Source organism: Synechococcus sp. CC9605 (assembly GCF_000012625.1).
GTDB lineage: Bacteria > Cyanobacteriota > Cyanobacteriia > PCC-6307 > Cyanobiaceae > Parasynechococcus.
In genome coordinates, this window is the sequence record NC_007516.1 from 2051303 (window position 1) to 2075627 (window position 24325).

General features: G+C 55.8%; 26 protein-coding genes and 1 tRNA gene. 15 read left to right on the top strand and 12 right to left on the bottom strand.

Annotation, left to right across the window (positions count from 1 at the left end):
* Positions 1-286: 286 nt before the first annotated feature.
* Positions 287-940 (bottom strand): OmpA family protein, encoded by a 654-nt coding sequence (locus tag SYNCC9605_RS14105; protein WP_011365176.1) that lies wholly within the window; start codon positions 938-940, stop codon positions 287-289.
* 4 nt (positions 941-944) lie between these two features.
* Positions 945-1559, bottom strand: a complete 615-nt coding sequence (locus tag SYNCC9605_RS14920) for a hypothetical protein (protein WP_049749492.1) — start codon at positions 1557-1559, stop codon at positions 945-947.
* 305 nt (positions 1560-1864) lie between these two features.
* On the opposite strand from SYNCC9605_RS14920, the gene SYNCC9605_RS14925 reads away from it, so the two are divergent.
* A complete protein-coding gene (locus tag SYNCC9605_RS14925; protein ID WP_198002452.1) occupies positions 1865-2416 on the top strand; it encodes a hypothetical protein in 552 nt (183 codons plus the stop codon).
* Between the two features lie 442 nt (positions 2417-2858).
* Positions 2859-3053 carry a hypothetical protein gene (locus tag SYNCC9605_RS14930; protein ID WP_156783120.1) on the top strand — a complete coding sequence of 65 codons (195 nt, stop codon included), beginning with the start codon at positions 2859-2861 and terminating at the stop codon, positions 3051-3053.
* Between the two features lie 121 nt (positions 3054-3174).
* Here the strand turns inward: SYNCC9605_RS14930 and SYNCC9605_RS15720 are convergent, their stop codons facing one another.
* Complete coding sequence (locus SYNCC9605_RS15720) at positions 3175-3318, bottom strand: DUF1651 domain-containing protein (protein ID WP_308297693.1); 144 nt, start codon at positions 3316-3318, stop codon at positions 3175-3177.
* Positions 3319-3530: 212 nt separating this feature from the next.
* Between SYNCC9605_RS15720 and SYNCC9605_RS11175 the strand changes: the two genes are divergently transcribed.
* Together SYNCC9605_RS11175 and SYNCC9605_RS11180 are read left to right on the top strand one after the other, a co-directional pair.
* The gene (locus SYNCC9605_RS11175; RefSeq protein ID WP_011365179.1) at positions 3531-3815 is read left to right on the top strand and encodes a hypothetical protein; all 285 of its coding nucleotides are present in this window, start codon (positions 3531-3533) and stop codon (positions 3813-3815) included.
* 168 nt (positions 3816-3983) lie between these two features.
* Entirely contained in the window at positions 3984-5198 is a 1215-nt protein-coding gene (locus SYNCC9605_RS11180) for an integrase (RefSeq protein WP_011365180.1), read from the top strand.
* 304 nt (positions 5199-5502) lie between these two features.
* Here SYNCC9605_RS11180 and SYNCC9605_RS14935 read toward each other — a convergent pair whose 3' ends face one another.
* A complete protein-coding gene (locus SYNCC9605_RS14935) occupies positions 5503-5661 on the bottom strand; it encodes a hypothetical protein (protein ID WP_156783121.1) in 159 nt (52 codons plus the stop codon).
* A gap of 53 nt (positions 5662-5714) precedes the next feature.
* On the opposite strand from SYNCC9605_RS14935, the gene SYNCC9605_RS11190 reads away from it, so the two are divergent.
* The 5 genes from SYNCC9605_RS11190 to SYNCC9605_RS11210 all read left to right on the top strand — a co-directional run bounded on the left by SYNCC9605_RS11190 (position 5715) and on the right by SYNCC9605_RS11210 (position 11267).
* Positions 5715-5924, top strand: a complete 210-nt coding sequence (locus tag SYNCC9605_RS11190) for a hypothetical protein (RefSeq protein ID WP_049749494.1) — start codon at positions 5715-5717, stop codon at positions 5922-5924.
* A 293-nt stretch (positions 5925-6217) separates the two neighbouring features.
* A complete protein-coding gene (locus SYNCC9605_RS11195) occupies positions 6218-7867 on the top strand; it encodes an AAA family ATPase (protein WP_041435178.1) in 1650 nt (549 codons plus the stop codon).
* Positions 7867-8721 (top strand): hypothetical protein, encoded by an 855-nt coding sequence (locus tag SYNCC9605_RS11200; RefSeq protein ID WP_011365183.1) that lies wholly within the window; start codon positions 7867-7869, stop codon positions 8719-8721. Before SYNCC9605_RS11195 ends, SYNCC9605_RS11200 begins: the two co-directional genes overlap by 1 nt.
* 278 nt (positions 8722-8999) lie before the next feature.
* Positions 9000-10319, top strand: a complete 1320-nt coding sequence (locus tag SYNCC9605_RS14115) for a cytidylyltransferase domain-containing protein (RefSeq protein ID WP_011365184.1) — start codon at positions 9000-9002, stop codon at positions 10317-10319.
* A gap of 210 nt (positions 10320-10529) precedes the next feature.
* On the top strand, positions 10530-11267 hold the full coding sequence (locus SYNCC9605_RS11210) for a hypothetical protein (RefSeq protein ID WP_156783122.1): 738 nt from the start codon (positions 10530-10532) through the stop codon (positions 11265-11267).
* A 183-nt stretch (positions 11268-11450) separates the two neighbouring features.
* On the opposite strand, the gene SYNCC9605_RS11215 is transcribed toward SYNCC9605_RS11210, so the two are convergent.
* Positions 11451-11780 carry a hypothetical protein gene (locus SYNCC9605_RS11215; protein WP_156783123.1) on the bottom strand — a complete coding sequence of 110 codons (330 nt, stop codon included), beginning with the start codon at positions 11778-11780 and terminating at the stop codon, positions 11451-11453.
* A gap of 567 nt (positions 11781-12347) precedes the next feature.
* Between SYNCC9605_RS11215 and SYNCC9605_RS11220 the strand changes: the two genes are divergently transcribed.
* Positions 12348-13490, top strand: coding sequence for a THUMP domain-containing class I SAM-dependent RNA methyltransferase (locus SYNCC9605_RS11220; protein WP_011365187.1), 1143 nt, complete (start codon positions 12348-12350; stop codon positions 13488-13490).
* On the opposite strand, the gene SYNCC9605_RS11225 is transcribed toward SYNCC9605_RS11220, so the two are convergent.
* The 3 genes from SYNCC9605_RS11225 to SYNCC9605_RS11235 form a co-directional block, all read right to left on the bottom strand.
* Positions 13472-14239, bottom strand: a complete 768-nt coding sequence (locus tag SYNCC9605_RS11225; RefSeq protein ID WP_011365188.1) for a hypothetical protein — start codon at positions 14237-14239, stop codon at positions 13472-13474. The genes SYNCC9605_RS11220 and SYNCC9605_RS11225 overlap by 19 nt on opposite strands.
* Positions 14240-14394: 155 nt before the next feature.
* Positions 14395-14781, bottom strand: coding sequence for a phage holin family protein (locus tag SYNCC9605_RS11230; RefSeq protein WP_011365189.1), 387 nt, complete (start codon positions 14779-14781; stop codon positions 14395-14397).
* A complete protein-coding gene (locus tag SYNCC9605_RS11235) occupies positions 14781-15203 on the bottom strand; it encodes a DUF883 family protein (RefSeq protein WP_011365190.1) in 423 nt (140 codons plus the stop codon). Before SYNCC9605_RS11235 ends, SYNCC9605_RS11230 begins: the two co-directional genes overlap by 1 nt.
* A gap of 59 nt (positions 15204-15262) precedes the next feature.
* Between SYNCC9605_RS11235 and SYNCC9605_RS11240 the strand changes: the two genes are divergently transcribed.
* The 3 genes from SYNCC9605_RS11240 (at position 15263) to SYNCC9605_RS11250 (ending at position 20454) form a co-directional block, all read left to right on the top strand.
* Positions 15263-15619, top strand: a complete 357-nt coding sequence (locus SYNCC9605_RS11240; protein ID WP_011365191.1) for a hypothetical protein — start codon at positions 15263-15265, stop codon at positions 15617-15619.
* A 50-nt stretch (positions 15620-15669) separates the two neighbouring features.
* Entirely contained in the window at positions 15670-19278 is a 3609-nt protein-coding gene (smc, locus tag SYNCC9605_RS11245; protein WP_011365192.1) for a chromosome segregation protein SMC, read from the top strand.
* Between the two features lie 90 nt (positions 19279-19368).
* Positions 19369-20454, top strand: a complete 1086-nt coding sequence (locus tag SYNCC9605_RS11250; protein WP_011365193.1) for a PRC-barrel domain-containing protein — start codon at positions 19369-19371, stop codon at positions 20452-20454.
* Positions 20455-20479: 25 nt separating this feature from the next.
* On the opposite strand, the gene msrB is transcribed toward SYNCC9605_RS11250, so the two are convergent.
* The 3 genes from msrB to SYNCC9605_RS11265 form a co-directional block, all read right to left on the bottom strand.
* Positions 20480-20881: a peptide-methionine (R)-S-oxide reductase MsrB gene (gene msrB / locus SYNCC9605_RS11255; protein ID WP_011365194.1), complete on the bottom strand. Its 402-nt coding sequence runs from the start codon at positions 20879-20881 to the stop codon at positions 20480-20482.
* Positions 20882-20909: 28 nt separating this feature from the next.
* The gene (locus tag SYNCC9605_RS11260) at positions 20910-22193 is read right to left on the bottom strand and encodes a hypothetical protein (protein WP_011365195.1); all 1284 of its coding nucleotides are present in this window, start codon (positions 22191-22193) and stop codon (positions 20910-20912) included.
* Positions 22194-22202: 9 nt separating this feature from the next.
* Positions 22203-22284: transfer RNA gene (locus tag SYNCC9605_RS11265), tRNA-Leu, on the bottom strand.
* A 119-nt stretch (positions 22285-22403) separates the two neighbouring features.
* Between SYNCC9605_RS11265 and accC the strand changes: the two genes are divergently transcribed.
* Positions 22404-23750: an acetyl-CoA carboxylase biotin carboxylase subunit gene (accC, locus tag SYNCC9605_RS11270; protein ID WP_011365196.1), complete on the top strand. Its 1347-nt coding sequence runs from the start codon at positions 22404-22406 to the stop codon at positions 23748-23750.
* Positions 23751-23752: 2 nt separating this feature from the next.
* On the opposite strand, the gene SYNCC9605_RS11275 is transcribed toward accC, so the two are convergent.
* Positions 23753-24082 carry a YggT family protein gene (locus SYNCC9605_RS11275; RefSeq protein ID WP_011365197.1) on the bottom strand — a complete coding sequence of 110 codons (330 nt, stop codon included), beginning with the start codon at positions 24080-24082 and terminating at the stop codon, positions 23753-23755.
* A gap of 80 nt (positions 24083-24162) precedes the next feature.
* Here SYNCC9605_RS11275 and psbX point away from each other — a divergent pair, with 80 nt between their 5' ends.
* Positions 24163-24285: a photosystem II reaction center X protein gene (gene psbX / locus SYNCC9605_RS11280; RefSeq protein WP_006851281.1), complete on the top strand. Its 123-nt coding sequence runs from the start codon at positions 24163-24165 to the stop codon at positions 24283-24285.
* The last annotated feature ends 40 nt before the right edge of the window (positions 24286-24325 follow it).

Consider the following 24325-nt stretch of genomic DNA (forward strand, 5'->3'; position numbering starts at 1 on the left):
CCATCTGCTTCAAAATGCAGCGCGTTCTCCACTCCTTAATGCCCAGCAAGGAAAAAGGAGCTGCTTACAAACGGGAGATGGCAATGCAGCAATTTAAAAGTGCTTTTGTTGAACATTAGCGAGCCTGCCATACCAGCGCGATTCTCCCTAATAATTATATTTACTGAGGGCAGTGTTATTAAGCCAAGTGTGGACACTCAGGACCAAGTTACAACAAAATGAATGGGAACTAGACAAGATCATCCAAATTTGGATAAATTATTATAATTTAAGCAGTGAGATTGAATTATTCTGAGGTATTGACGATTATTTCTACACGACGATTGCGTTGTCTGCCTGCAGGATTATCTTCTCCTTTATCAGTTTCATTCGGTTCTATAGGCTTGGTTTCTCCAAACCCTCTAACAACAAAGTTAATATCAGTCAATCCACCATTCTCAACGAGCCATTTACGAACAGATTCCGCTCTTGCTTCAGAAAGAGATTGATTGTACGCATCAGCCCCCTTGGAATCTGTATGCCCTTCTATACGGACATCACCACGAGCCATTTCAGTAATTTGCTTTGAAGCAATTCGAAGCGATGGAAAAGCAGAAGGCTTAAGACTTGACTTATCGAAATCGAAAAGGATATCGGATGAGATATCAATTAGAAGCTCGTCTTGCGACTTAGTCGATGTATACAAATCAATGATCGGGTAATCAAGGTCCAGAACACGAAACTTAAGTTCTTTAATTGATTCACTCTTTTCCTTATTACTTGGAACATAATCAAGCCCTCCTTCAATTTTTATATCCTTAACAGGTTCCCGGCTTGTATTAGCTACAATATTGTCAGATCCAGCAAAAAGTTTATTAGCACTCAAGTATGAAATTAAAGCAATTGCTATAAGAGGTAGTGGCCTGATAATGCTTTGCCGAAGGGGAATATTTTTTTTCAAGAATCTACTCCGATATAGGGATATCTTCCATTGGAGCCACACCGGGTATATAAATGGAAACTTTTTTGACATCAAGTGGAGGGGCTGGGAATTTTGCCCAGAGATTTATACTAGATCCAGGTTCAATCGAAAGCGGTGTTTCTGATGTACTGACTACAGGCTTCTTGTCCGTTCTAACCACCAAGTGCTTTCTTTGATTTGCACTATCAATAATGTATATTCCATCGCCCCAGTTGCCTGCGGCCAATTGATACTTGCAATACCAACCAGTACTACACTTAACTAACTCCTGGGTGGCAGAAGATTGATTTGACACCCTCCAGTACACATTCAAAGTGTCTCCGCTTGCTCGCTTAACATCAAGGAGGGATACTTCAATCCCCTGAAGCCGATAGGGCTCTGTCGCTAGGACAGATTCTTCGTTACCTGGATTATTGCTTTCAACAAAATTACTCAGATTAATTTTCTTTGTATTGGTAGATTTCGCCTCAACCTCTTCCTGACTACTCACTTGACTCTCTTGCTCGGCTGTAAAATTCTTTTCGTTACACCCCATCAACAAAAAAGCTATCAAGAGGTTGGAAATAAATAGGCCTAGATAGCGATTGATAAGATTCATCTAATTCAAAAATAAATATTGACCATGCTGTAATTTTACGAATCGACCGATTCATTGGCACGATTTATTACGTTATCTTAAGCAGCGGCCATCCCAAAAAAGCTTGGGGCGTTCTCTTCTTTTGGCTCACTTGGCTAGCTTAATTCACTAATTAGACAACCTCGCTGGCCTTCAAATAAATAAAATTACTGATATTTGCTTGTATGCATTAGACTCTGAACAAAGCTTCTTAAAATTAAGTGTTTCCAATGAAGCCACTTACCAGATTCATTGTTATTGACGTATTTTTACTGGCAATGCCAGCCATGGCTCAAGACATTATCTGTGGCAACGACTTAATAAACGTAAATGGCAATTGGATTGGAGCCAATCGAGATTCAAGGCAATGCCCTAAAGAAAAAATTGACAGTGATAAAAACCAAGCAGAAGAAAGTGACACTGATGATATTGATAGCTCGCAATGCGAGGTATACAATACAGAATATATTTCAATAAATCTCAGATACGAGCGTTCAATTGTATGTGCAGCGGCGTACATGTTTGTGCGATCAAATACTGACGCTGATGAACGTGGATTATACTGGAAACCTGATCGTAATCGCTTCAGACAATGCTTAGGAGCCAATGGATTTGGCCCAGAGGAAAGGGAGAATATTATTAAGTGGCATCCTCCCGTATCAGGAAGTTCTCCGGCCATAGCGGCTGAATACATGATAAAAAGTGCGAATGAACGTATAAGGCTTATGGAGGACTGCCGAGCATATGGAGTGAAGTCTGGTTCGTACATTCCGCCATGGAAGACTCAAGAAGTTAAGCCTCAGAAACCCATGATTCGGGCTATGCCTGCACAACATTGATGCTGATGCGACAGCTAACAAAGCTTTGCCGGAAATTTGCATGATCCTTGTTGTGAGATGTGAATAAAAAGTCCCTGCGTTTGCAAGGACTTTGGGTGGGTTAGCTTCTTCCAAATTCGCACATACCTATTGATTGGATCGAGGTTTACGGGCAGAAGTAATCATCTGAACACTGCCATCGCGTCATCTGAACGGCACTGCACGACAGCTGGGGTGAGGGTGTCCTCGGAGTCCCCAAGACCTCCATCCCATGGTTTTTGTAGGAACCATTGGGCGCTGAGTGTCAGCGTTCTTTTCACGCCGACACAGCAAGCAACGGCCTGACTCCCTCTCTGGCGAGCGGGGAGTCAGATCAGCGTTTTCAGTTGCCACAACATTTCAGCGAGTCATTTGGTCGCCGCTGCCGCCTCATCTGAACGGCACTGCACCCATTACAGAGGCGATGGTGTCGCCGGAAGTTCAGTCGAGCTTCTTCCATCCAATGGCCTATCCCTGTCATTGGGCGCTGATCAGAAGCTGGCTCCCTCTCTTTCCGGTCGGGGAGTCAGTTCAGCGTTATCAGACGGGTGGTGGACACCGCCGCAAGCTTTTTTTCTCTTGGCAACAAAAAGCTGAGGTTGGTATCGAATCGCTCTGAATCGACTCGCGTCACTGGCGTATTTAAGGTGCGTCCCGTTCTGGATGGGCTCCGGGCGGGACGCGGACCCATGTCAGCGGCAACTGCTGGGTCCGTTTGTCTTAGCGAAAAACGATTGTCTTCAGCGCACTGGCGGTGAGCACCGCCGCCAGCCTGTTCTGAGCATCTTGTCCCACGCGTCGATGGCGTTGTGCCGAAGCATCCTTCTGCGGGTTTGCGGGACTGGTGGGCGAGGTGGCACCCAGCTGTAGGTGCGCACCGCCACCCACTGGGCGTGAACCGTGGCTTAGTCAGGTTTGAACTGACAAAGCAGTTGCTGTTCAGGACTCACAAGCCAACCCTCACCACCCTGTTTCTCAGGCGGGGGATTGGTGGCGCGGTCCTTGTTTGCCATGGGGTGGATTCTGGCCATCGCCGTCGCCAAACTGGCGTTGCCAACAAACGCCCAAGCCGGGAACCGCCACGACCAACGTTGAGATGACGTGTCTTCAGGGTCTGGCGGATTTGGAAAGGCTGGAGGGGCCATGGCTTGATGGCCTGGCCACCGGCGATCCCGAAGTGGCGGCCACCACGGTGCGCCTGCTGCTGGCCCACCTGACCTGGAACAGCAAGCGACTGCTGGGGGCGATGGTGCTGGACCGGCTGGACGCCGAATCGTTGTCAACGCGAGCCGAATTCCCGGATCGTTGTCAACGCCTTGTCAACGAACTGGATTCTGTCAACGGCCTGAATCTCTTAGATCCCCTGGCCTGGAATAGTTGAGGGGGCCTTCCAGCCCCCGTGAGTCAATTGGGTGATACGGATTAATCAATTGACTGGAAGAACTCAGACATCAGCCAATAAGCGAGTCATAGACAGGAATTGTAAGGAACAGAGGATTACACAGGGGAAGCAAGAGGAGCTAATTTGTCCTGAGATTTGTCCTGAACCTTGGTCCTAGCTGCCAAATGGGAAGAAGGCTTCCGAGCAGCCGTCAAAACTGGACGCCAGGGGTGGACTGTCGGGAACAACAGCGGAAAGGTCAGGCTGAAAATCCGGGCGAAGGATCTCCGCACTGACTCTGCAAACCTTCCATTCCCCTGGACTGCTGAAGCCGTCGGCGATGCACTGCTGTTGATCAACCGGGTCTATCCGCTGTGGATGCAAGGTGATGTCTCCCTGAAGCAGGCCATTGCTGAGGTGAGCGGCACGAGCGACAAGCTCAAGCCAACGACCAACAAAGGGTGGCCATCAATAGTTGAGAGCTTTCGCGAGACCCTCCAAGAAGGGCGGAACCAAATCCTCGACTCGACGTACCGAGACAACTACGAGCCCTACTTCAATGAAGCCCTGAAAGCGCTTCGCAGCCGGTCTTCACCCGCTGATGGCCATGAACTCCTCAAGCAAACCCTGAAGCGTTGGGCGGGGAAACCATCGAGCAGAGCCGCTTGCTGCCTTGCCTTGCGAAATCTCATGGACCATGCGGTAAGTCGCCACCAAATGCCCGCGTCATGGCGAATCAGTCAGACAAGCATCAAGGAACTACGTGGTCGGCCCGCTGAAAAGAAGACAAAAGCGACGCTGACAGATGCAGAGGTGTTGCATCTGATCGAAGCGATAGACGCTCGAAACAATGCTTGGGGCAACGTCTTCCGGCTGATGGTCTTATTTGGTCTGAGGCCAGTAGAGCTGCAATACCTCGCTCCAAGGAGAACAGAAGCAGGCGATCTCGGCCTATGGTGCAGCTACCGGAAGATCTCGGGTCCAAACCGTTGCGATCCCAGATGGCTGCTGCCCCTGCCATTAGAGAAACCATCAGGAGAGCAAGTCTCCTGGAATCTCTGCCAGGCCATGGATGCGGGTCTCTTGGAGCTACCGGTTGGCCGTGATGGCGACCTCAGGAAACTAAACGGGCGATACGTGCTGAACCACTTGAACCGCCAACCTGAATGGCTTGAGTTGAAGCAGCGATACGAAGTCAAAGGCATGTGGCTGAGACCTTATTCATTTCGCGATGGCTACAGCGTGCGAGCCCATCGATATGGCATCGAAACCGCCCAAATCTGCAGAGCAATGGGACACGGACTTGCCGCCCATAGCAGAGCCTATGAATCAGCGACGGACGCAACAACAAGAGCAGCTTTTGAAGCGGCTATTGGTAGCTAGGCACCGCAAGAACGCACGTTCGACAAGCAAATGGGAACAGAAGGAATTGAGCACCCTATAATTCACACAACCGTCACGATTCCTTCGGGCAGTCGTGCTCTGACTCTCCACAAGGAGTTATTCGGGCCTACTGGATTGCGAGCCTCCAGCAAGGAACCGAACCGGGGTCTGCCGCACCTGTCAACGATTTCACAGGACTGGTATGCCCAAACCTCTTAGACGTCACAACAAATCTGGGGTCATTACTCCGAAAGGGACTAAAAAGCCCGCGACCCAGCAGTTGAACGAGCTGTACCAAGCTTTCCTAAGCGATGGAAGCCACTTTCACTTCCCGGGAGACGGGCGTGTCTTTGTGAACGGCACTCAGCTCCCAAACTGCCTCAAAGAGCGATTTAACGACGCCCTGGAGCACCATCTGCGTGAATTCGCCGTATTTCACCACGGCAGTAAGAGAACAGGACAAGGCAACAAGTAAAGGAGAAAACAATGCAATCTCAGTGGATTGATACGGCCGCCATGGCCGCGTATTTGGGCGTGCATCCAAAAACGCTCAAGCGATTGAAGAACACGACAGCGATGTTCGAAGAAGGCATCGACTATCGCTTTGCTGGTGCCTCGACGCGTGCACCTCTGCAGTGGCATTTGGAGACAACGGAACAGTCCTTTACTCACTTCAAGCGCATCGACCCTGCAGAAGTGGAGACCTACGGAGGCAGGGATGTTTGAGAGATCAATCAGCGGTCAATCGATCACCAAACATGTAGGGGGACTCAATGGGATTTGAGATTCGTGACCACTTAGCCAATCTGCAACCAGACGGAGGCACAAACACACCCAATGGAGATCACAGCTTTCTCTGCCCAGTACCGGGCTGTGGAGCCCCAAACTTCAAGGTGAACCTCAGTACTGGCAAATGGGCTGCTTATGGCTGCAACTGCAGCAGCACTGAAAAGGGCAAACGGTCAATCCGAAATGCCCTGTCCCCCGCGATAAATCCAAATCAAGGTTCGAACAGAACCTTGAAATCGATCCGCCCCAAAGGTCGCCGCAGCTGGGTCTACTGCGATGAAAAGGGCCAACCGACGCTGGAAGTTCACCGGACAGATGACGGAAAGGGCAAACGCAAGATCTGGCAGGAGAGCCTGATTGATGGCTATCGACCCAGAGAACTGGCAGATCGGGTTGTTCCCTACGGATTAAGTGAGGCAAAGCAAGCCCTCATAGATGGAGCGCCCTACGTGTTCATCCCTGAAGGAGAGCCATGCGCTGATGCTTTGAGGCGACTCGGATTGAACGCTGTGGCCACCCTTGGCGGTTGTGAGGGTTTCAATCCGGAACGGGATGGCGGCCACTTCGATCCAACAAGAGTGGTTGTGGTGGCTGACCAAGATCAGGCGGGGGTGAAGTACGCCCGCAAAGTGGCGAGCGCCTATCCCGGCTGTCGGTGGCTACTGGTTTACCCCGGCACACCTGAGTGGAATGGTGCGATGCCAAAGGATGGCGGGCTGGACGTAGCCGACTGGATTGCAGACGGTGCATCCATAGAGGACGTGCTCAATGGAGTCCAGGAGGACAACCCCTTCGTGAGCCAGGAGCCTGAACCAGACCTAAGTCACTTGGCTGAACTCATCGCAAACTCTGCCCAGGGGGGTGTGCGGGACCTAGGAAAAATCTGGCGGGTTAACCAGTTCGCAGCCAGCGGCATCGTTTTACTGGCTGCCGATTCAGGCACGGGCAAGACCACCTTGATGAACCTCTGCATAGAGGCAATTCAAGAAGGAACTCCATTTCTGGGGGTGTTCAAGACAGAACAAGCGAATGCACTGCTGATCCAAGGAGATGAACCTGAGAAGTTCGCTGAACGGAAGTTCCGGCGACAGGAGCTGAAACGCAACTTCGATGTCATCTACCCCGAAGGTCCGTTCCCTCTTGAAGAGCTTTTCGAAGCCATTGAGTCGCGTAAGTGGTACGTCATCGGGATTGACAGCTTGACCACCGTGCTGAGCAGCGAAGGGCAGCGGACAGTTGATTTTGAAATTGTCGACCTTCTGTACAAGCTCAACAAAGCAGCGGTTAACAACAACGTACTGCTTCTAACGACTGCCCATCTCAACAAGACCCGCCAAGGCGGCAATGGCGTCAGACGAAAGCGTACGGAGATTCAGTGGGAAGACATCAGCGGTATCAACACGATCAGTGCGGCCGTTCAAGACTGCTGGGGACTGACAAGCCTTGAGGTCGAGCGGTTTTCACTCCATGCCCTCGGCAAGCGAAACATCGTGGAAGGCACCAAATGGCTTCTTCATCGGGACCGTGAGACATACAACTGGTGGCTTGCGGATGAACAAGACCAGCAACTACCCACCGACGCAGAAAGGCTGGGAGCGAGGGTCCTTACGCATGTTCAACAGCACGGCTACATGTCCATCAACGAGATGGTGATAGCTCTCGGTGGAAACGCAGAACATGCCCGGTTGGTTTGCTTTGACCTGTTTGAACAGGGTCGGCTCCAGCGGCATCCGCGGAGAACTGGCAAGCGTGGGCGTCCCGAATACCTATATGGGGTTGGCGATTTTTCCCATGTCACGCACACCCCCACTTCAACAACAGTTCCGTACATAGGTGGTGAAGACGATCCGGCATGGGGCCCACGTCCGGAGGTCGTCTGATGGCAAGACGTACCAAAGCTGAAATCGATCACATCAAGCTCCGCATCTACCAGTTGTGCAGAGAGATGCAGCCAATGACCGTCAGGCAGCTGTTCTATCAACTGACCACCCTTGGCGTCATCAACAAAACGGAGGCTGAGTACAAACAGACCGTATGTCGTCTCACCGCAAATATGCGCGTTGGTGGTGAGTTGCCTTGGCATTGGCTCGCTGACAACACCCGTTGGATCAGAAAGCCAATGACCTATGGCGGTCTTGATGACTGCTTAGAGCAGGCACAACGGGCCTACAGACGCTCTCTGTGGAATCCAAACACCAACGATCAATACGTTGAGGTCTGGCTTGAAAAGGACGCTCTTTCAGGCGTTCTGTACGAGGTCACCAGGGAATACGACGTGCCGTTGATGGTCACTCGTGGCTACCCGTCGTTGTCTTACCTACACAGCGCCGCAGCAACGATCCAGCAGGAACTTGAAGAAAGGTGGGGTGGTGAAGCCAGCATCTACTACTTCGGCGACTTTGACCCTTCTGGCGTCGACATCAGCCGGAACACTGAGCAACGCCTTCAGGAGTTTGTTGACTCCGACGCCTTGGCATTCAAGCGGGTTGCGGTCAACGAAGACCAAATTGCAGAGCTGCTGTTGCCGACACGGCCAACAAAGGCCACAGACAGCCGTTCCAAGAACTTTGGCTCTGACATCAGCTGTGAGGTTGATGCCATCAGGCCAGATGTTCTGCGTTCAATGGTTCGCGCCTGCATCAGCAACCACATCGATGCTGAACAGATCAAAGCGGCTCAAGAAATTGAGCGGCATGAACGGGAGCTGCTGCAAGACATCAGAAGCCGTTTGTAGGACTAGTCCTACTAGACGAAATCATCGAAGCCAGTATCCGCTGCAAGCAACACAGCAATGCAGTTGGTGCTCTGAAGCTGCAGGCACAGCTGACACGGCTGCTGGAAAGTAGTTAGGCGGCAATGAAAACTCCGCCATTGCTGACGAGGCAAAAGAATTAACAATATGATTAAAGCGACAAGCATCGCACCCTGATTTATTACGATTCAAGAAGTATTCGGAGCCACTGACCGGATTCATGCTTAGGGGGCTAAAATTGTTATTAGATCAAGAATTAAATGAAAAAATACGCAATATTTCTCCCCGCAAAAGGCAATAGCGAAAGAGTTGCTTCCAAGAATACAAGGTTGCTAGATGGAAAACCCCTGTTTCTTCATACACTCGAAAAATTATTGCAGTTAGGAGATGATTATGAAGTATATTTAGACAGTGAATGTCCTGAGATATTTAAGATGGCAAGTCACTTAGAAGGATTCAAGCCTTTAATACGTGATCCAGCTTTAGCCACTAACGCAACCGATGGAAATAAGCTTTTCCTCAATGAAGTCTTTAGCTGCAATCACCAAGTCATTGCGCAACATCTTTGCACATCTCCATTTATTGAAAATAATACAATAAAAAATTGTTTCTCGAAAGTCGGCCAAATGTCTCAAGATGGATCTTGCTGGGATTCCAGTTTTTTAGTCAGAAAAGAAAAGTTTTATATGTGGAAGAATGACCTTCCTTTGTATAGCATTGATTCCATCCCCAATAGTGCTGATATTGAAAGCACTACTGTTGAAACCATGGGGCTTTATGTATGTTCCAGGGAAGCTGCTTTAGACACTGAAAGAAGAATTGGAAGGAATCCTTGCTTGATAGAAGCGAAACCGCTTGAAGCAGTTGATGTTAATTATGAAGAGGACCTAGAGATGGCGCAATTATTAGCAGCCGGGAAAAGAGAGCAGGAAAGGAACTTGCTGAGAAATTTGTCCTCTTTGCTGTCTAGTCCAATAATTTCAGATATACTCGATAGCCTAGGTCTTGAATCACAAATCATAAGAGGATTAAATCAAAAATGCCGAAACAACGCAAAGATTTTTGGCCCCGCAAAGACAATGCATCTTCGCAGAAAATCAAAAGAAGATAGATTCGACGAAGTTTATGATGCATTAAAGCATTATGAAACTCTCGTGCCAGGTGACGTTATTTGCGTACAAAATGATTGCCAAGAGTTTGCTTACTTTGGTGAATTAAACGCCAATTTAGCCATCAGATCTGGCGCCATCGGTGCAGTTATAGGGGGAATGACGCGTGATCAAGAAGCAGTTTGTAGCCTAGGACTACCAGTTTTCGCCAAAGGGATCACATGCCAAGATGTAAAAAATAGGGCAGTATATTCATCTATGAACAATCGAATTTGTATTGACGGAGTTTTCATTAGTCCGGGAGACATGATGTTCGCCGACAACGAAGGAACTATTTGCATACCAAAAAAGCACTTTAAAACTGTCTTAGAGCTTGCAAAAGAAAGCATCAGGAAAGAAGGTGAAATAATATCGGATATTGCTACAGGAATAAATGTCAGCGCTTTGAGAGCGGAGAGAGGAGATTTTTAGACGCAAAAAATATCGAATCTGTACCACAAAAACTACCCAGTGCTTCAAACCATGCAAAAAGTTCTAGTCATTGTAACGGGACAACTTCGCAATTGTTCAGACAATATAAGTAACTGGGTCGACAATCTTCTCCATAATTGTGAATACGATTTTCTTTTCTGCATTTGGGATAACGTAGGAAACGTAGACAAATTTAAAATACATGAATGCTTGCGCAGAACAGGCAAGAACTATGAAGCATCAAGAGTTAATACATACCTCAAAAAGGATAGAGAGCTAAGAGATGAATTGAATATTATTTCGCAAAAAGTTCCTATAGCAGAGGAAATTATACATCCTTTTTGCGAGGACTACCATACACAAATCGGCACAATCGCTGTCCCCAAAAGTCTTATTGCAAATGAACGCTCATGGAGAAGCTCTCTTCCCCTATCATACATAAACCAACTAGCGTTTAACGCGGTAGTCGATAGATACAATAAATATGATGCGTACTGTAGAGTGCAGTCCGAAATACTTTTTGAAGAAAGGCAGTACATCGATTGGGAGGCTCTCTCCAAGAAGGACAATGAAATACTAACGTCTCCTTCGATCAAGAAAAACATTGATCTCAAATTAGACGTTTCGTTTTATGCAGGATCTTTGAATTCAATTTCAGGATTAATGAATACCTTTGAATTTCTAGAGAGATGCTACGAGTCGTATGAAAATGGCGAGTTGCAAGTTGCACCTATAGGCGATAGATTTCTGAGGATTGCTGCAAATCATCGCAGTCTTAATGTAAGGCATGATGTAAAAATGATTAGACCACGGGAAAGGCTAATTCCCCTATTTCCGGAAATAAAAAGCGATCTGATGAAAATAAATTCCGGAGAAATTAATTTTGTCCCTGTCAATAGGAGTCTATTTGACTTTCTCTTGACCAGTGAGCCGATCATTGATTGCTGAATAAATTTCATCAGGATTGCAGAGAATTTGAATCTCGCTAGACATTGACTTTTTATGTTTCAACCCACAGAACATCCCCCTCGAAGGACTGCACAATAAATAAGACCTCGCCTAGTCCCTAATTTGTCTTTTAGCTCTACAACATAGGCTTTCAAGATATTCCAGATCAAGCATCAAAAGCTATTACCGCCCGGGAAATTGAAGCCCACAGAGCTTGTCGAGTTGGGCCACTGCACCGACAACCGCACCAGGGTTGTTCTGCGCCAAGCCCAGACGTGCACTCTCCATAAGCAAATGAATGGCCTGAGCCACAAGATCACTGCGCTGGACGTTCGCCTTGTCGATGTCCTCCCTGATCAAGGCGTAAGCCTGTTGAACAGTTCTTTGCGCTGTTCTACGGCTCACCCCCTTGGTCTCCGCCAGGTACGCCACAACAGCAGTACAGCTAAAGCCCTCCAAGAGCTTGGAGTGAGCGACCTGAACTCGATCAACGACCTCGACCCTCTTCGGCATCAAAGGAGCCCCCGACGACGAAGAACACGCTTGAGAGCTTTAGAGGTGTGTGAATCCAGGTCCACCTCATCAAGAGCTGACCTCAAGCGAACACGGAAATCCTTTTGATCCAGTCGCTGGATCGCGTAATCCAAAACACTGATCTCAGACCGTTCCGCCGCGGCCAAAGCACCCATGAATTTGTCCTGAAATTTGTCCTGATTAGCAAGCAGGACAATTCAAGGATAGCGAGAACCCATGCCTTGGAATAGTTGAGGGGGCCTTCCAGCCCCCATGAGTCATTTGGGTGATAAGGCTGACCTCACCCCATCTCCCTTAAAGGGTCAGGCAGCAACAGGGGCTGCTTGACGGGAGAAACGAACGATGTTGTTCGCAGTTACGGGTTTGCTCTCACCGAGCAGGCTTCAGTCACCCTCCTCATGCCCCGTCGAAACCATTGCAGCCCCGTGAGGGGGAATGGAGCTGAGCGGAATCGAACCGCTGTCCGAAACACTGGTGTGGATCACCTAGTCCGACGAAGCCGGACCCTGTCATTCTGACAGGAGTGGTGACCTGGAGCACAAGGCCTTGGGTCGAACAAACCGGCTATCCGCTGTGGCAGTTGTGCCACAAGGCCTGGAAGCAGCCGCTGGCGAAGAACTCAGCGCCTTTGGCGCCCATACCGTGAAAGCTGGCAGACGTGCCGTCAGCTTCCAGGCAGACATGGCCTGTCTCTACCGGCTGCACCTCCAGGCTCGACTGCCCTTCCGGCTGTTGCGCCAGGTGGCACGCTTCCCCTGCCAGGGCCGGGATGACCTCTACGACGGAATCCGCCACGCCCTCAACTGGGAGCGCTGGCTGCATCCCTCGATGACCTTCCGCGTGGATGTAACCGGAACGGCACCAGGGCTGAACCACAGCCATTTCACGGCTTTACAGGTCAAAAACGCCCTTGTGGATGCACAACGGGATCTCTGGGGGGAACGTTCCTCGATCGATCTCGACAACCCCGACCTCTCCTTGCACCTCCACCTCGGCCGCGGAGAAGCACAGCTGAGCCTCGATGGCAGTGGCGGCAGCCTGCACCGCCGCGGCTACAGGGCCGCCATGGGTGCCGCACCCTTGAAGGAGAACTTGGCCGCTGGGCTGATTCGCTTAACGGGCTGGGATGGGAGCGAGCCCCTCGTGGACCCCTGCTGTGGGTCTGGTGTGCTGCTGATCGAAGCGGCTCTGGCAGCCTTACAACAAGCCCCGGGATTGGAGCGCCGCTTTGCCCTAGAGGGCTGGGCCGATTTCCAGCCCGACCTGTGGGACAAAGAAGTCGATCGCGCCCGGCAACGCCGCAGGGGAGACCTCACACTTCCCCTGCTCTTGGGGATTGAGACAGATCCCACCATTGCCGATCAGGCCCGCGCCAACGTGGAGGCCGCCGGGCTGGGTGGAGTCATCCGCATCTACACCGGATCATTCCAAGCCGAAGCGCTACCTGACGGCCCGGGGGTGTTGGTGTGCAACCCGCCCTACGGCCAGCGCATCGGTGACGAACAGGAGCTTGATGCGCTGTATGGCGCCCTGGGTCAATTCGTTCGGCAGGAAGCTTCCGGCTGGCAACTGTGGCTGCTGAGTGGCAATCCAAAGCTCACCGGTGCGCTGCGGCTTAAAGCATCACGCCGAATTCCTGTAAGCAATGGCGGCATCGATTGCCGCTGGCTTCAATACGAGATTCGCTGAAAACGCTTGCTCCAATCCGCAACAATCAGCGAACCGTTAACCAAAAGATCCCCAGATGCAGAGACCTGCGTGGTGAAAACGGCAGCGGGGTCAAGCATCGAAAGATTCCTCTCCCAAGACGCATACAGCTCGCGATGAATGGATTGAGCGATGGCCTCTGGAGCCAAAAAGTATTTATTTCGACACTGCTCAAGCCTTCGCGAGTTCGAGCTCCTCTTTTGCTTACGAACAGCCAGCTGCCGAGCTGTATCGAAAAAATTGCAGTTCACTGTGTTAACAAGAATGCGCTTGAAACGCATGAAAAATCGGCGTTGAAGATAAAATCGCATCATCTGATCATTCTCCGAAGCAATCTGCAAACTGGCAAACGATCGCTTTCCCCGCTTTGAAGCCATGCGTTTTTTTTCAATATTTTTTCCAAGCCGAATTGCCCTCAATGCTTCACGCATTCTCAAGGAGCGTGGATAGCAAGAAGGATCAATACCAAGCAACACCTGATATAGGTCCACATGCAGCAACACATGGCGAGGCAACGAATCCTCAAGCATCAGCGACTTGACATGCCTGGCCTGAAAAAATGACTTCTTCCGAAGAGCTTTCTTGAAATCCGGATATTCAACGCAGGTCTTGTCTTTGCAAGATTTTCCAAAGCAAGACTGATACTCAGCACCAAACAAAGGCAAGTTTACTTTGTAAGCCGCTTGAAGGATCGAAGATTTTCCCGATCCACAAGGACCGGCAACAATCATCAATGTGTCGGCATCAGGCTCGATGCGATGCTTCCTTTTGTTCGACCAAAAAAAGAGCCAGTTTCTGAGCCGTCAACAGTTTTAAACAGCCCCAAATATCCACGGCCCGAACGTTAAAGCGAGATTAACGCAGCCTTAAGCATTCGCAAAAACGTTCAAACGCGTCCCATGACTGCCCGTACCGTTTTCATCAGTCCCTCCAGCGTCTGCGGCAGGAACGGCCCCTTCAGCACCTGGCCGCCAATGCGCAAACTGATGCCCGCCAGCACCAGATTGGCCACGGCAAGGCTCAACAGAGCACGCATCCACTCCAGATCCCACTGGGCCTGAATCCACAACAGCAACGATGCTTGGCCCGCCAGCAAGGCCAGGAACATGGCGGTGCCGCCAATGGCGAGGAACAAGCCACCGCTGATCAGTCGACGTTTCTCCCGATCCACTTCCTGCAAAGCAATCCGCACATGCAGATCCATCACTGACGCCGCCAGTGCTGTCACCCGACCTGCCGCTCCAAATCCGCGGGGAGAGTCCTGATCAGCCATCAGGAACGCCTCCCCCCGCGAAGCATGCTGCCCAGCAGCAACCCAACACCTAGAGCAACACCCACAGCCAGCAGTGGTCGCTGGCGCACAGGCGCCTCGATCTTCGGCCGAAGGGTGCTGTTCAACTCATCCAGCAGCTGTTCCAGTTGCTCTTCGAGGGGATCCAGGCTGTCGGCCCAGTCGCGACTTCGATCAGTGGCGCTGTGGAGAAGTTCCTCCAGTTGCTCCCGAACCCCTTGGGGCGTCAGGCCTGTGTTCTGTTCGATCAACCGAACCAACTCATCCACACTCCCCCGGGTGGCTTCAAGGGTGTGCTCAGCAAGATCCGGCCAGCGCTCCTGAATCGTCGGCAGCAGGCTTTCAAACCGCTCACGGAAGTGGTGCTCGAATCTGCCGTTGGATTGCGGCGATGGCGAGGCCATAAAGACCGTTGGCAGGACGCTTTAGAAGGGTAGGGAGACTGAAGGCTGAGGGAAAGTCTTTGCAGCGATACGCCCTCCTGCGTCACACCGGAGCACCGGACGACCCCTCTGGTTGCCATTTCGATCTACTGCTGGAGGACGGGCCCAATTGTCGAACTTGGCGGCTGGCCACAGTGCCGCAGCTCAACGCAGAGGCCCAACCAGCGGTTCCGCTGCCGGCCCATCGAAAGGTCTGGCTGGAAATTCGCAGTGCTGCCGTTTCAGGCAATCGGGGCTGGGCTGAACGGATCTATACCGGCAGCTACAGCGGCGTGCTCCCCAAGGCCACGGATGCAGACGTGACCCTGCAGCTCGAGGGCGATCTTCAGGGCTGCCTGCGCATCTCAGCTGGGCACTGCTCATTATCGAACCCTTGAGCTTTTCGTGGGTTCCGCTAGTTTCGGCCTGCTAACAGCCCCGGATCCTGTTGGTTCATATCAATCAGGTTGGGCTGACGCACTTCAAATCGTTCGGCGGAGCGATGACGATCCCTCTCGAGGAGGGATTCACCGTCGTGACCGGACCCAATGGCTCCGGCAAGAGCAACATCCTCGACGGTGTTCTGTTCTGCCTGGGCCTGGCCACCAGCCGTGGCATGCGGGCTGACCGCCTGCCGGACCTGGTCAACAGCGGCATGCTCAAGGCTGGCAAGGCCGCTGAAACAACCGTCAGCGTCCGCTTTGATCTAAGCGACTGGACACCTGATGCCGCCGAGGAAGGCCTGGAGGCACCGGCGGAGGGGCCCTGGATTCAACCGGGGCAAAAAGAATGGACGGTGACCCGCAAACTGCGGGTGATGCCAGGGGGCTCCTACAGCTCCAGCTACAGCGCCGACGGGGTGACCTGCAACCTGCAGCAGCTGCAGACCCAGCTGCGCCGACTCCGGATTGATCCCGAGGGCAGCAACGTGGTGATGCAGGGGGACGTCACCCGCATCGTGTCGATGAGCAACCGCGACCGCCGCGGCCTGATCGATGAATTGGCCGGTGTTGCCTTGTTCGACACCCGGATCGAACAGACCCGCCGCAAACTTGATGACGTGCAGGAGCGCCAGGAGCGCTGCCGGATCATTGAGCAGGAACTGCTGGCCAGCCGCCAACGGCTGGAGAAGGACTGCGCCAAGGCCCGGCAGTACCAGGAGCTCAGGGAACGGCTGCAGCTGGGGCGACGCCAAGAAATGGTGCTGGCCTACGAAGCCGCCCAGCAGGCCCTCAAGGATCTGGCCACGCGCCAACAGGCGCTGGAAGCCCAGGAGCAGAAAGACGCCGCGGCCATCGCCAGCGGCCGGGAGCAGCTGAACAAAGCTGTGGCCGAACTGGAGCAGCTCCAGGAGCAAGTGAAGGCCCTGGGGGAAGACCAGCTGCTGGCGGTTCAGGCGGAACTGGCTGGCCTCGACACCAGCAGCCGCGAACTGGAGCGCCAGGCCAGCCTCCACCAGGAGGAAGGCCAGAAACTGCAGGCGCAGCGCCATGACCTCGCCACCCGTCGCCAGCAGTGGCAGCTGCAATCACGGGAGCTGGAACGCGATCCCCATCAGGATGCCCTGAGCGCCGCAGACGACAACTGCAAAGCCGCTGAAGCGGCGGTGGAGATGTCCCGTCGCCGGCTGGCGGATGTGGCAGGCCGCTCCGGCGCCTGGGTGGAGGAACAGAAGCGCCGCAGCCGTCGCCGGCAGGAGTTGCAAAGCAGCGTCGCTCCCTTATCGGAGGAACAGCAGCAGTTGCAGGAACGGCTGCGCCAGGAACGGGAACGACTGGAGGAGCTCACCCAGGAGCAGCAGCAGGACGGCGCCGATGGCGACGCCGTGCAGCAACAGCTCGCAACCCTGGAGGAGACCTGGCAAACCCTGCTGCAAGCCATTGCCGACGGCAAACAGGAGCTCCAGCAGACCGCCGAATCCCTGGCCATCCAACAGCGCACCCGCAGCCGACTGGAACAGGAGCAGACCCGTTTGGAACGGGAGATCGCTCGCCTGGAGAGCCGGCGGGATGCCCTTCAGGAAAGCCGCGGCACCGGCGCCCTGCGCCTGCTGCTGGAGGCCGGCCTCGATGGCATCCACGGCCCTGTAGCCCAGCTGGGGGAGGTGGAGGATCGTCATCGCCTCGCCCTGGAAGTGGCCGCAGGGGCCCGTCTCGGACAGGTGGTGGTCGACGACGACCGCATTGCCGCCCGCGCCATCGAACTGCTCAAGAGCCGCCGTGCCGGCCGGCTCACCTTCCTGCCCCTGAACAAGATCCGCGCTCCTGGTGGCGGGGGCTCATCGGCCGCCTTTGCCCGGGGAGCACGCCCAGGTGGGGACAGCGGCGCTGGACTGATCGGCCGGGCCGTGGAACTGGTGCGGTTCGAGCCCGTCTACGACCAGGTGTTCGCCTACGTCTTCGGGGACACCTTGGTGTTCTCCGACCTGGCCAGCGCCCGCCAACAACTGGGCCGTTCCAGAGCTGTGACCCTGGACGGGGAGCTGCTGGAGAAGAGCGGCGCCATGACCGGCGGTAGCTTCTCCCAGCGCAGCAGCAGCCTGAGCTTCGGCCGCAGCAGCGATCAGGACGAAGCCGAACCCCTGCGGCGGCGCCTGCTGGAACTAGGGGAATCCCTGGTGGCCTGCCGGCGGGAGGAGTCGAAGCTGGCGCAACTGATCGAGCAGCAGAAACCCCAGCTGCGCGAACTGGAAAAGCAACAGGCGACATTAATCGCCGAGCGCAATGCCGCGCGGCGCAACCACGGCCCCTTGCTCGAGCGCAGCCGCCAGCGGGCCGAACGGCTCAGCAGATTGCAGCAGGACCAGACCGAGCAACAGCAGCGGCTCGAAGCCATCAGCGCTGCACTCACCCCACTCACCGCTGAGCTCCAGGCCTTGGATGAGGCAGAGCGCAACAGCGGCAACAACGACGATGCCGCCGCCTGGGCCCAACTGCAAACGGAGCAGGAAGCCGCCGACCAACGGCTGGAGGCGGCCCGCAGCGAACGCGACCAGCGGCTGAATGCCCGCCGTGAACGGCAACTGGCGATTGAACGACTGGGGGACCAGGAGAAGGCCCTGGCCGCCGAAGAAGCCCGATTGCAGGAGGGTGTGAAGGCCCTGGCCAGCGCCCATGGAGCCTGGCGCCAGCAGCAGAGCGACCTCCAGGACAAGCGGAAACAGCTCGAGCAGCAGCAGAGCGACCTGCAGGAGCGCTTCGGAAGCCAGCGCCGGGCCAGAGATGCCGCAGAAGCCGAGGTAGGCCGCCAGCGTCAGGCCCTGCAGCAGGCTGAATGGAACCTGGAACGGCTCAAGGAAGACCGCGAGGGATTGATCGAGGAGCAGCGCAGCGGTGCGGTGCGCCTGCAGGAGATGGAGCAGGCCCTGCCGGACCCAAGGCCGGAGATCCCAGATTCCTTGCGCCTGGCAGGGCTCGAGGCCTTGCAGGCCGATCTGCAGGCCATCCAACAGCGCATGGAAGCGCTGGAGCCCGTGAACATGCTGGCGCTGGAGGAACTGGAGGCCCTCGAAGAGCGGCTCAACGAACTGAACGAACGGCTCGAGGTACTCAACAGCGAGCGGGAGGAACTGCTGCTGCGGATCGAAACCGTGGCCACCCTGCGCCAGGACGCCTTCATGGAGGCCTTCACTGCCGTGGATGGCCATTTCCGCGAGATCTTCGCCTCACTTTCCGATGGTGATGGTCACCTGCAACTGGAGAACCCGGATGAGCCCCTGGAAGGGGGCCTCACCCTGGTGGCCCATCCCAAGGGCAAAACCGTGCGGCGCCTGGCCTCGATGTCGGGTGGGGAGAAATCACTCACCGCCCTGAGCTTCCTGTTTGCCCTGCAGCGCTTCCGGCCGTCGCCCTTCTATGCCCTCGACGAGGTGGACAGCTTCCTCGACGGCGTGAATGTGGAGCGTCTCGCAGCCCTGATCGCCCGTCAGGCCGAGGCAGCCCAGTTCATGGTGGTCAGCCACCGCCGGCCGATGATCGGCGCAGCCCAGCGCACCATCGGGGTGACCCAGGCCCGCGGCGCCCACACCCAGGTGGTGGGTTTACCGGACGCCGCCTGAACGATCGGAGTTTTCGCTGTGCAATCTGAACGTGACAGGCGGAACCCCTGCGCCACAATGATCTGAATGTCCATGGCCGAGGGCCCGCGCTTGACCCCGACCCCTACCCCAAACGACGCCATCACCACCGGCGTGCCCAGCGATCGACTCTGGTTGCGCTCCGAACTGATGGGCACCCAGGTGATCACCCGTGACACCGGCCGCCGCCTGGGGGTGGTGGGTGAAGTGATCGTCGATATCGACCGCCGTGAAGTGGTGGCCGTGGGGCTGCGGGACAATCCCCTGACCCGGTTCCTGCCAGGCCTGCCGCGCTGGATGCCGCTGGACCGGATCCGTCAGGTGGGCGATGTGATCCTGGTGGATTCGGCCGATTCCCTCAGCGAGAACTTCAACCCCGAGCGCTACAGCCGGGTGATCAACTGCCAGGTGATCACTGAGTCGGGCGAGCAGCTGGGGCGGGTGCTCGGCTTCGCCTTCGACATCGAAACCGGAGAGCTCGCCACCCTGGTGATGGGCGCCCTGGGCGTGCCCCTGTTGGGGGAAGGAGTGCTGAGCACCTGGGAAATGCCTGTGGAGGAGATCGTCAGCAGTGGCCCGGATCGGATCATTGTTTACGAAGGTGCCGAAGACAAGCTCAAACAGCTGAACAGCGGGGTGCTTGAGAAGCTGGGAGTCGGTGGTCCCAGCTGGGAAGAGCAGGAGCGGGAGCGGTACCGCGTCAATCTGGTGCCCGTGGAAAATCAGCTCACCTCCGGACAACCCCAGGAGCAAGAGCAACGGCGTCTTCAGGCTTCAGAAGCCGAACGGTTTGAGGCTGATGCGGAACTGGAATATGTGGAGCTGGAGGACCGGCGACAGGAGTCGATGCAGCAACGCCGCTACCTCGATGAGCCCCAGCGGTACGACGAGCAGCCTTACACCGAGCCTCCTCGCTACGACGAGCGGCCGCCTGAGCGAGCACGGACCTACAACGAACCTGCACCCTTCGAGCAGCAGCCTGCCTACGAAGAACAGGCTGCTTATGAAGAACAGCCTGCTTACGAGGAACAGCCTCCGCGGCGTGCCATGCCAGCCTCCCGCCGCGCGGTTCAGCAGTCCGGCGAACCTCTCGATGTGGAACCGATGGAGGATTCAGCGCCCCAGCGCCGGAGCCAGGATCTCGACGATCCCTGGTGAACGGATCTAAGGCGCCGACAATTGTTCAGGACGCCTTGAAATCCAACGATGCGCTGTTGACGCAGTAGCGCTGGCCCGTTGGCGCGGGGCCATCGGGGAAGACATGCCCAAGGTGGGCATCACATTGAGCGCAATTGATTTCGGTGCGCACCATCCCGTGGGTCAGATCCGCTTTGGTGGTGATCGCCTCGGAGCTGACACCATCCCAAAAGCTGGGCCAGCCCGTGCCTGAATCGAACTTGGTCTTAGAGCTGAACAGCGGCGCACCACAGCAGACGCAGTGGTACATCCCAGTGGCCTTGTTGTTCCAGTAAGCCCCGGTGAAAGCCCGCTCCGTTCCACCGCAGCGGGCCACCTGGAACTGCTCCGGCGTCAGGGATTGCTTCCACTCCTCGGCGCTGCGTTCGACCGGATTGGACGAGGACATGGTCGTCGGAACAAGAGTGGGGCGCAGCCTAGGAACCACTGAGCTCTCGGGGAAGCAACCCCCTCACCTCTGCAGCCAACGCGGCCACCGCCCCGGGTTCTCCCCGCAAGGCCTGGAGGTCCTGGCGCTGGCCCTCAAGCCGCTCGGGGGCGTCCAGCCAATCGCAGGCCTCCTTCGCTATGTCCGCCGGTGTGATCGCCCCCACCCGCTCCGGCACCACGGCGCGGCCCGCACTGATGTTCGGCCAGGCCATCAACCCGTTGTTGCGCAGACGCCAGAGGCTCAACAGAACACCGATCAGACGCCGCAATCCCGGCAGACGCGCCAGCAGGCCCAGCCCGCCGTCCCAGGCCTGCATCACCTCCAGGTGCTGGGTGGGAACAATCACGATCATCGGCACGGCAAGGGCGCCGAGCTCGGCTGTGTTGGCACCGACCGTGGTCAGGGCCAGGGCGCACTGGCTCAGGGGGCCATGGGCCGGATGCTGCTCCAGCAGACGAATCCGCGTCCCCGCCCTCGTGACCAACTCCGTCACCGACTCGCCTTGCTCCACCGACGCCACAGAAGCGCTGTAGCGGGCAGCAATCGGGTTGGATGTGCCGGCGAAACGCAGCAACTCATCAACGCTTGTGGTGGGTGCCAACGGCAGCAGGAAGCGACATCCGGGTTGCAACCGAGCCAGACGATCGGCGGTGTCGAGCAGAAACGGCATACCGACGCTCAACTTGGCCGGCTTGGACCCAGGCAGCAGGCCCACCCACTGGCCCCCGGGAAGAGGATCCTCTCGGCGAGCGAAGGAGGACAAATCCGCCATCAGATCGCCGACCACGCGGCATCGGGGCTGGTAACGCACCGGCAGCTGGCGGCGCACCGCGTCCGACATCGCCGCAATCCGATCGTTCCAGCCCGGCCAGCGCGCCACCCACTCGGCATATGTGATGTGGTGGTAGCCGAGACGGGCCGAAAGAAGAACAGTCCAGAACTGATCACCTCCCAGGAAGACCACAACACCCTTCTGCGGCCATGGGCCGTAGCGCCGGGGACGCAGCAGCAGCAACCAGAAGCGTCCAGCCGGCACGATGCGCTCGAACAAGCCCCAGGGCTCCGCTGCCGCGCGCTCCTGGCCGGTGGCATTGGGACAGGGCACCAACACCAGATGCAGGGAGGCTGGTGCCTCCGACGACCGAGGTCGCAAGCGAAGGCTGGAATGCAGTCGTTCCGCGAGGGGTCTGACCCAGGTTGTCAGCTCACCGGGACCGTTTGAAACGAGAACGACGGCCGGTCCTGGTTCTGCTGCGCGGGGACGAGCCAAAGAAAAAAATGCGGATGGCGAGACTTGAACTCGCAAGGCCGAAGCCACACGCCCCTCAAACGTGCGTGTCTACCAATTCCACCACATCCGCGTGGTCGACTTCACCGCTCGGGTGTTGTCGAGGACAGATCATACCGGGCAGGGTCTTCCCTCTCTGGATCTTCAGTCGGCGCTGATACGATCCGGCGTCAGGCCTGAACATGCTGCGGGATGCCCATCGGCAAAGTGCTGATCGCCAACCGCGGCGAGATTGCCCTAAGGATCATTCGAAGCTGCCGCGAGCTCGGGATCGCCACCGTGGCGGTGTACAGCTCCGTCGATAAGGACGCTCTTCACGTTCAGCTCGCTGATGAAGCGGTTTGCGTGGGCGAAGCCCTCAGCAGCAAGAGCTACCTCAACATTCCCAACATCCTGGCGGCCGCCACCTCCCGCGGTGCTGACGCCATCCACCCCGGTTACGGCTTCCTGGCGGAGAACGACAAGTTCGCCGAGATGTGCCGTGATCACGGCCTCACCTTCGTCGGGCCGTCACCCCACGCGATTCGCTCGATGGGGGACAAGTCGACCGCCAAATCGACCATGCAGTCGGTGGGCGTTCCTACGGTGCCCGGCAGCGAAGGCCTGCTCAGCAGCACCAGCCAGGCGGCCGCCCTGGCCGAGGAAATGGGCTATCCCGTGATGATCAAGGCCACCGCCGGCGGCGGTGGACGCGGCATGCGCCTGGTGCCGGACGCCAGTCAGCTGGAGAGCCTGTACAAAGCAGCCCAGGGGGAGGCGGAAGCAGCTTTTGGCAATCCAGGCCTGTACTTGGAGAAATTCATCGATCGGCCCCGCCACGTGGAAGTGCAGGTGCTGGCCGACCGCCACGGCAATGTGGTGCACCTTGGTGAACGGGACTGCTCGATTCAGCGCCGTCACCAGAAACTGCTGGAGGAAGCCCCCAGCCCGGCCCTGGATCCAGACCTGCGCCGCCGCATGGGCGAAGCCGCCGTTGCTGCCGCCCGAAGCATCAATTACGAGGGCGCCGGAACGGTGGAATTTCTGCTGGATCGCAGCGGTGGCTTCTATTTCATGGAAATGAACACCCGGATCCAGGTGGAGCATCCGGTCACTGAGATGGTGACGGGTGTGGATCTGATCGCCGAGCAGTTGCGCATTGCCGGCGGCGAACCCATCAGCGTGCGCCAGGACAACATCCAGCTTACTGGCCATGCGATCGAATGCCGGATCAATGCCGAGGATGCCCGGCACAACTTCCGTCCCGCACCCGGACGCATCACCGGATGGCTTCCCCCCGGCGGGCCGGGTGTGCGCGTCGACAGCCACGTTTACACGGGTTATGACATCCCTCCCTTTTACGACTCGCTGATCGGCAAGCTGATCGTCTGGGGCAAAGACCGCGACCACGCCATGACCCGGATGAAACGTGCCCTGAATGAATGTGCCGTCACCGGGATTCCAACCACGGTGGAATTCCATCTGGAGATGCTGGATCGGCCGGAGTTCGTCAACGGCGATGTGCACACCAAGTTCGTGGAGCAGGAGATGCTCCCCTGAGCTCAGGCAACCGCCTGGGCGTTCATCAGGATCTGGGAGAACAGCCCCTGCTGGCCGACCAGCAACTCGCGCACGAGGCTGATCAAGCCCACCCAGATCACTGGAGTGACGTCGACTCCACCAATCGGGGCGATCACGCGACGGCTCACCGAGAGCACAGGTTCCGTTGGCCATGCCACCAGGGGCCAGGCGCCCTTGTTCAGATCGACCTGGGGGTACCAGGTGAGCACGATGCGCAGCAGAAATGCCAGGGTCCAGGCCGCCAGCAGCAAGCCCAGAAGCAAATGAAGGACTGGCAGGGCCTGCAGCAGCAGCGGCGTCACAAAGCTCAAAGCAAATCGTCCCCTCATCGTAGAAAGACGGCATCGCTTCTTAAGATCGGCGCGGCTTTGAAGCAGACGGCAGCAACCCCATGACCCCCTCCCTCTCCAACTTCCTGAGCAGCCTCCTTTGGGGAGGTGTGATCGTCGTGATTCCTGCCTCCATCGCCCTGTTCCTGCTGAGCCAAACCGACCAGGTCGACCGCAAGCTCTGATCCGCCCCTGGCGCCCCTCGTAGACTGACTCCTAAGCGGG

What these genes read in the sequence shown, in the direction of transcription:
- SYNCC9605_RS14920 (WP_049749492.1), bottom strand. Translation starts at nt 1,559, where the DNA reads ATGAATCTTATCAATCGCTATCTAGGCCTATTTATTTCCAACCTCTTG.
- SYNCC9605_RS14925 (WP_198002452.1), top strand. Translation starts at nt 1,865, where the DNA reads ATGGCTCAAGACATTATCTGTGGCAACGACTTAATAAACGTAAATGGC.
- SYNCC9605_RS14930 (WP_156783120.1), top strand. Translation starts at nt 2,859, where the DNA reads ATGGTGTCGCCGGAAGTTCAGTCGAGCTTCTTCCATCCAATGGCCTAT.
- SYNCC9605_RS11175 (WP_011365179.1), top strand. Translation starts at nt 3,531, where the DNA reads ATGACGTGTCTTCAGGGTCTGGCGGATTTGGAAAGGCTGGAGGGGCCA.
- SYNCC9605_RS11190 (WP_049749494.1), top strand. Translation starts at nt 5,715, where the DNA reads ATGGCCGCGTATTTGGGCGTGCATCCAAAAACGCTCAAGCGATTGAAG.
- SYNCC9605_RS11200 (WP_011365183.1), top strand. Translation starts at nt 7,867, where the DNA reads ATGGCAAGACGTACCAAAGCTGAAATCGATCACATCAAGCTCCGCATC.
- SYNCC9605_RS14115 (WP_011365184.1), top strand. Translation starts at nt 9,000, where the DNA reads ATGAAAAAATACGCAATATTTCTCCCCGCAAAAGGCAATAGCGAAAGA.
- SYNCC9605_RS11215 (WP_156783123.1), bottom strand. Translation starts at nt 11,780, where the DNA reads ATGCCGAAGAGGGTCGAGGTCGTTGATCGAGTTCAGGTCGCTCACTCC.
- SYNCC9605_RS11225 (WP_011365188.1), bottom strand. Translation starts at nt 14,239, where the DNA reads ATGATTGTTGCCGGTCCTTGTGGATCGGGAAAATCTTCGATCCTTCAA.
- SYNCC9605_RS11230 (WP_011365189.1), bottom strand. Translation starts at nt 14,781, where the DNA reads ATGGCTGATCAGGACTCTCCCCGCGGATTTGGAGCGGCAGGTCGGGTG.
- SYNCC9605_RS11235 (WP_011365190.1), bottom strand. Translation starts at nt 15,203, where the DNA reads ATGGCCTCGCCATCGCCGCAATCCAACGGCAGATTCGAGCACCACTTC.
- msrB (WP_011365194.1), bottom strand. Translation starts at nt 20,881, where the DNA reads ATGTCCTCGTCCAATCCGGTCGAACGCAGCGCCGAGGAGTGGAAGCAA.
- accC (WP_011365196.1), top strand. Translation starts at nt 22,404, where the DNA reads ATGCCCATCGGCAAAGTGCTGATCGCCAACCGCGGCGAGATTGCCCTA.
- psbX (WP_006851281.1), top strand. Translation starts at nt 24,163, where the DNA reads ATGACCCCCTCCCTCTCCAACTTCCTGAGCAGCCTCCTTTGGGGAGGT.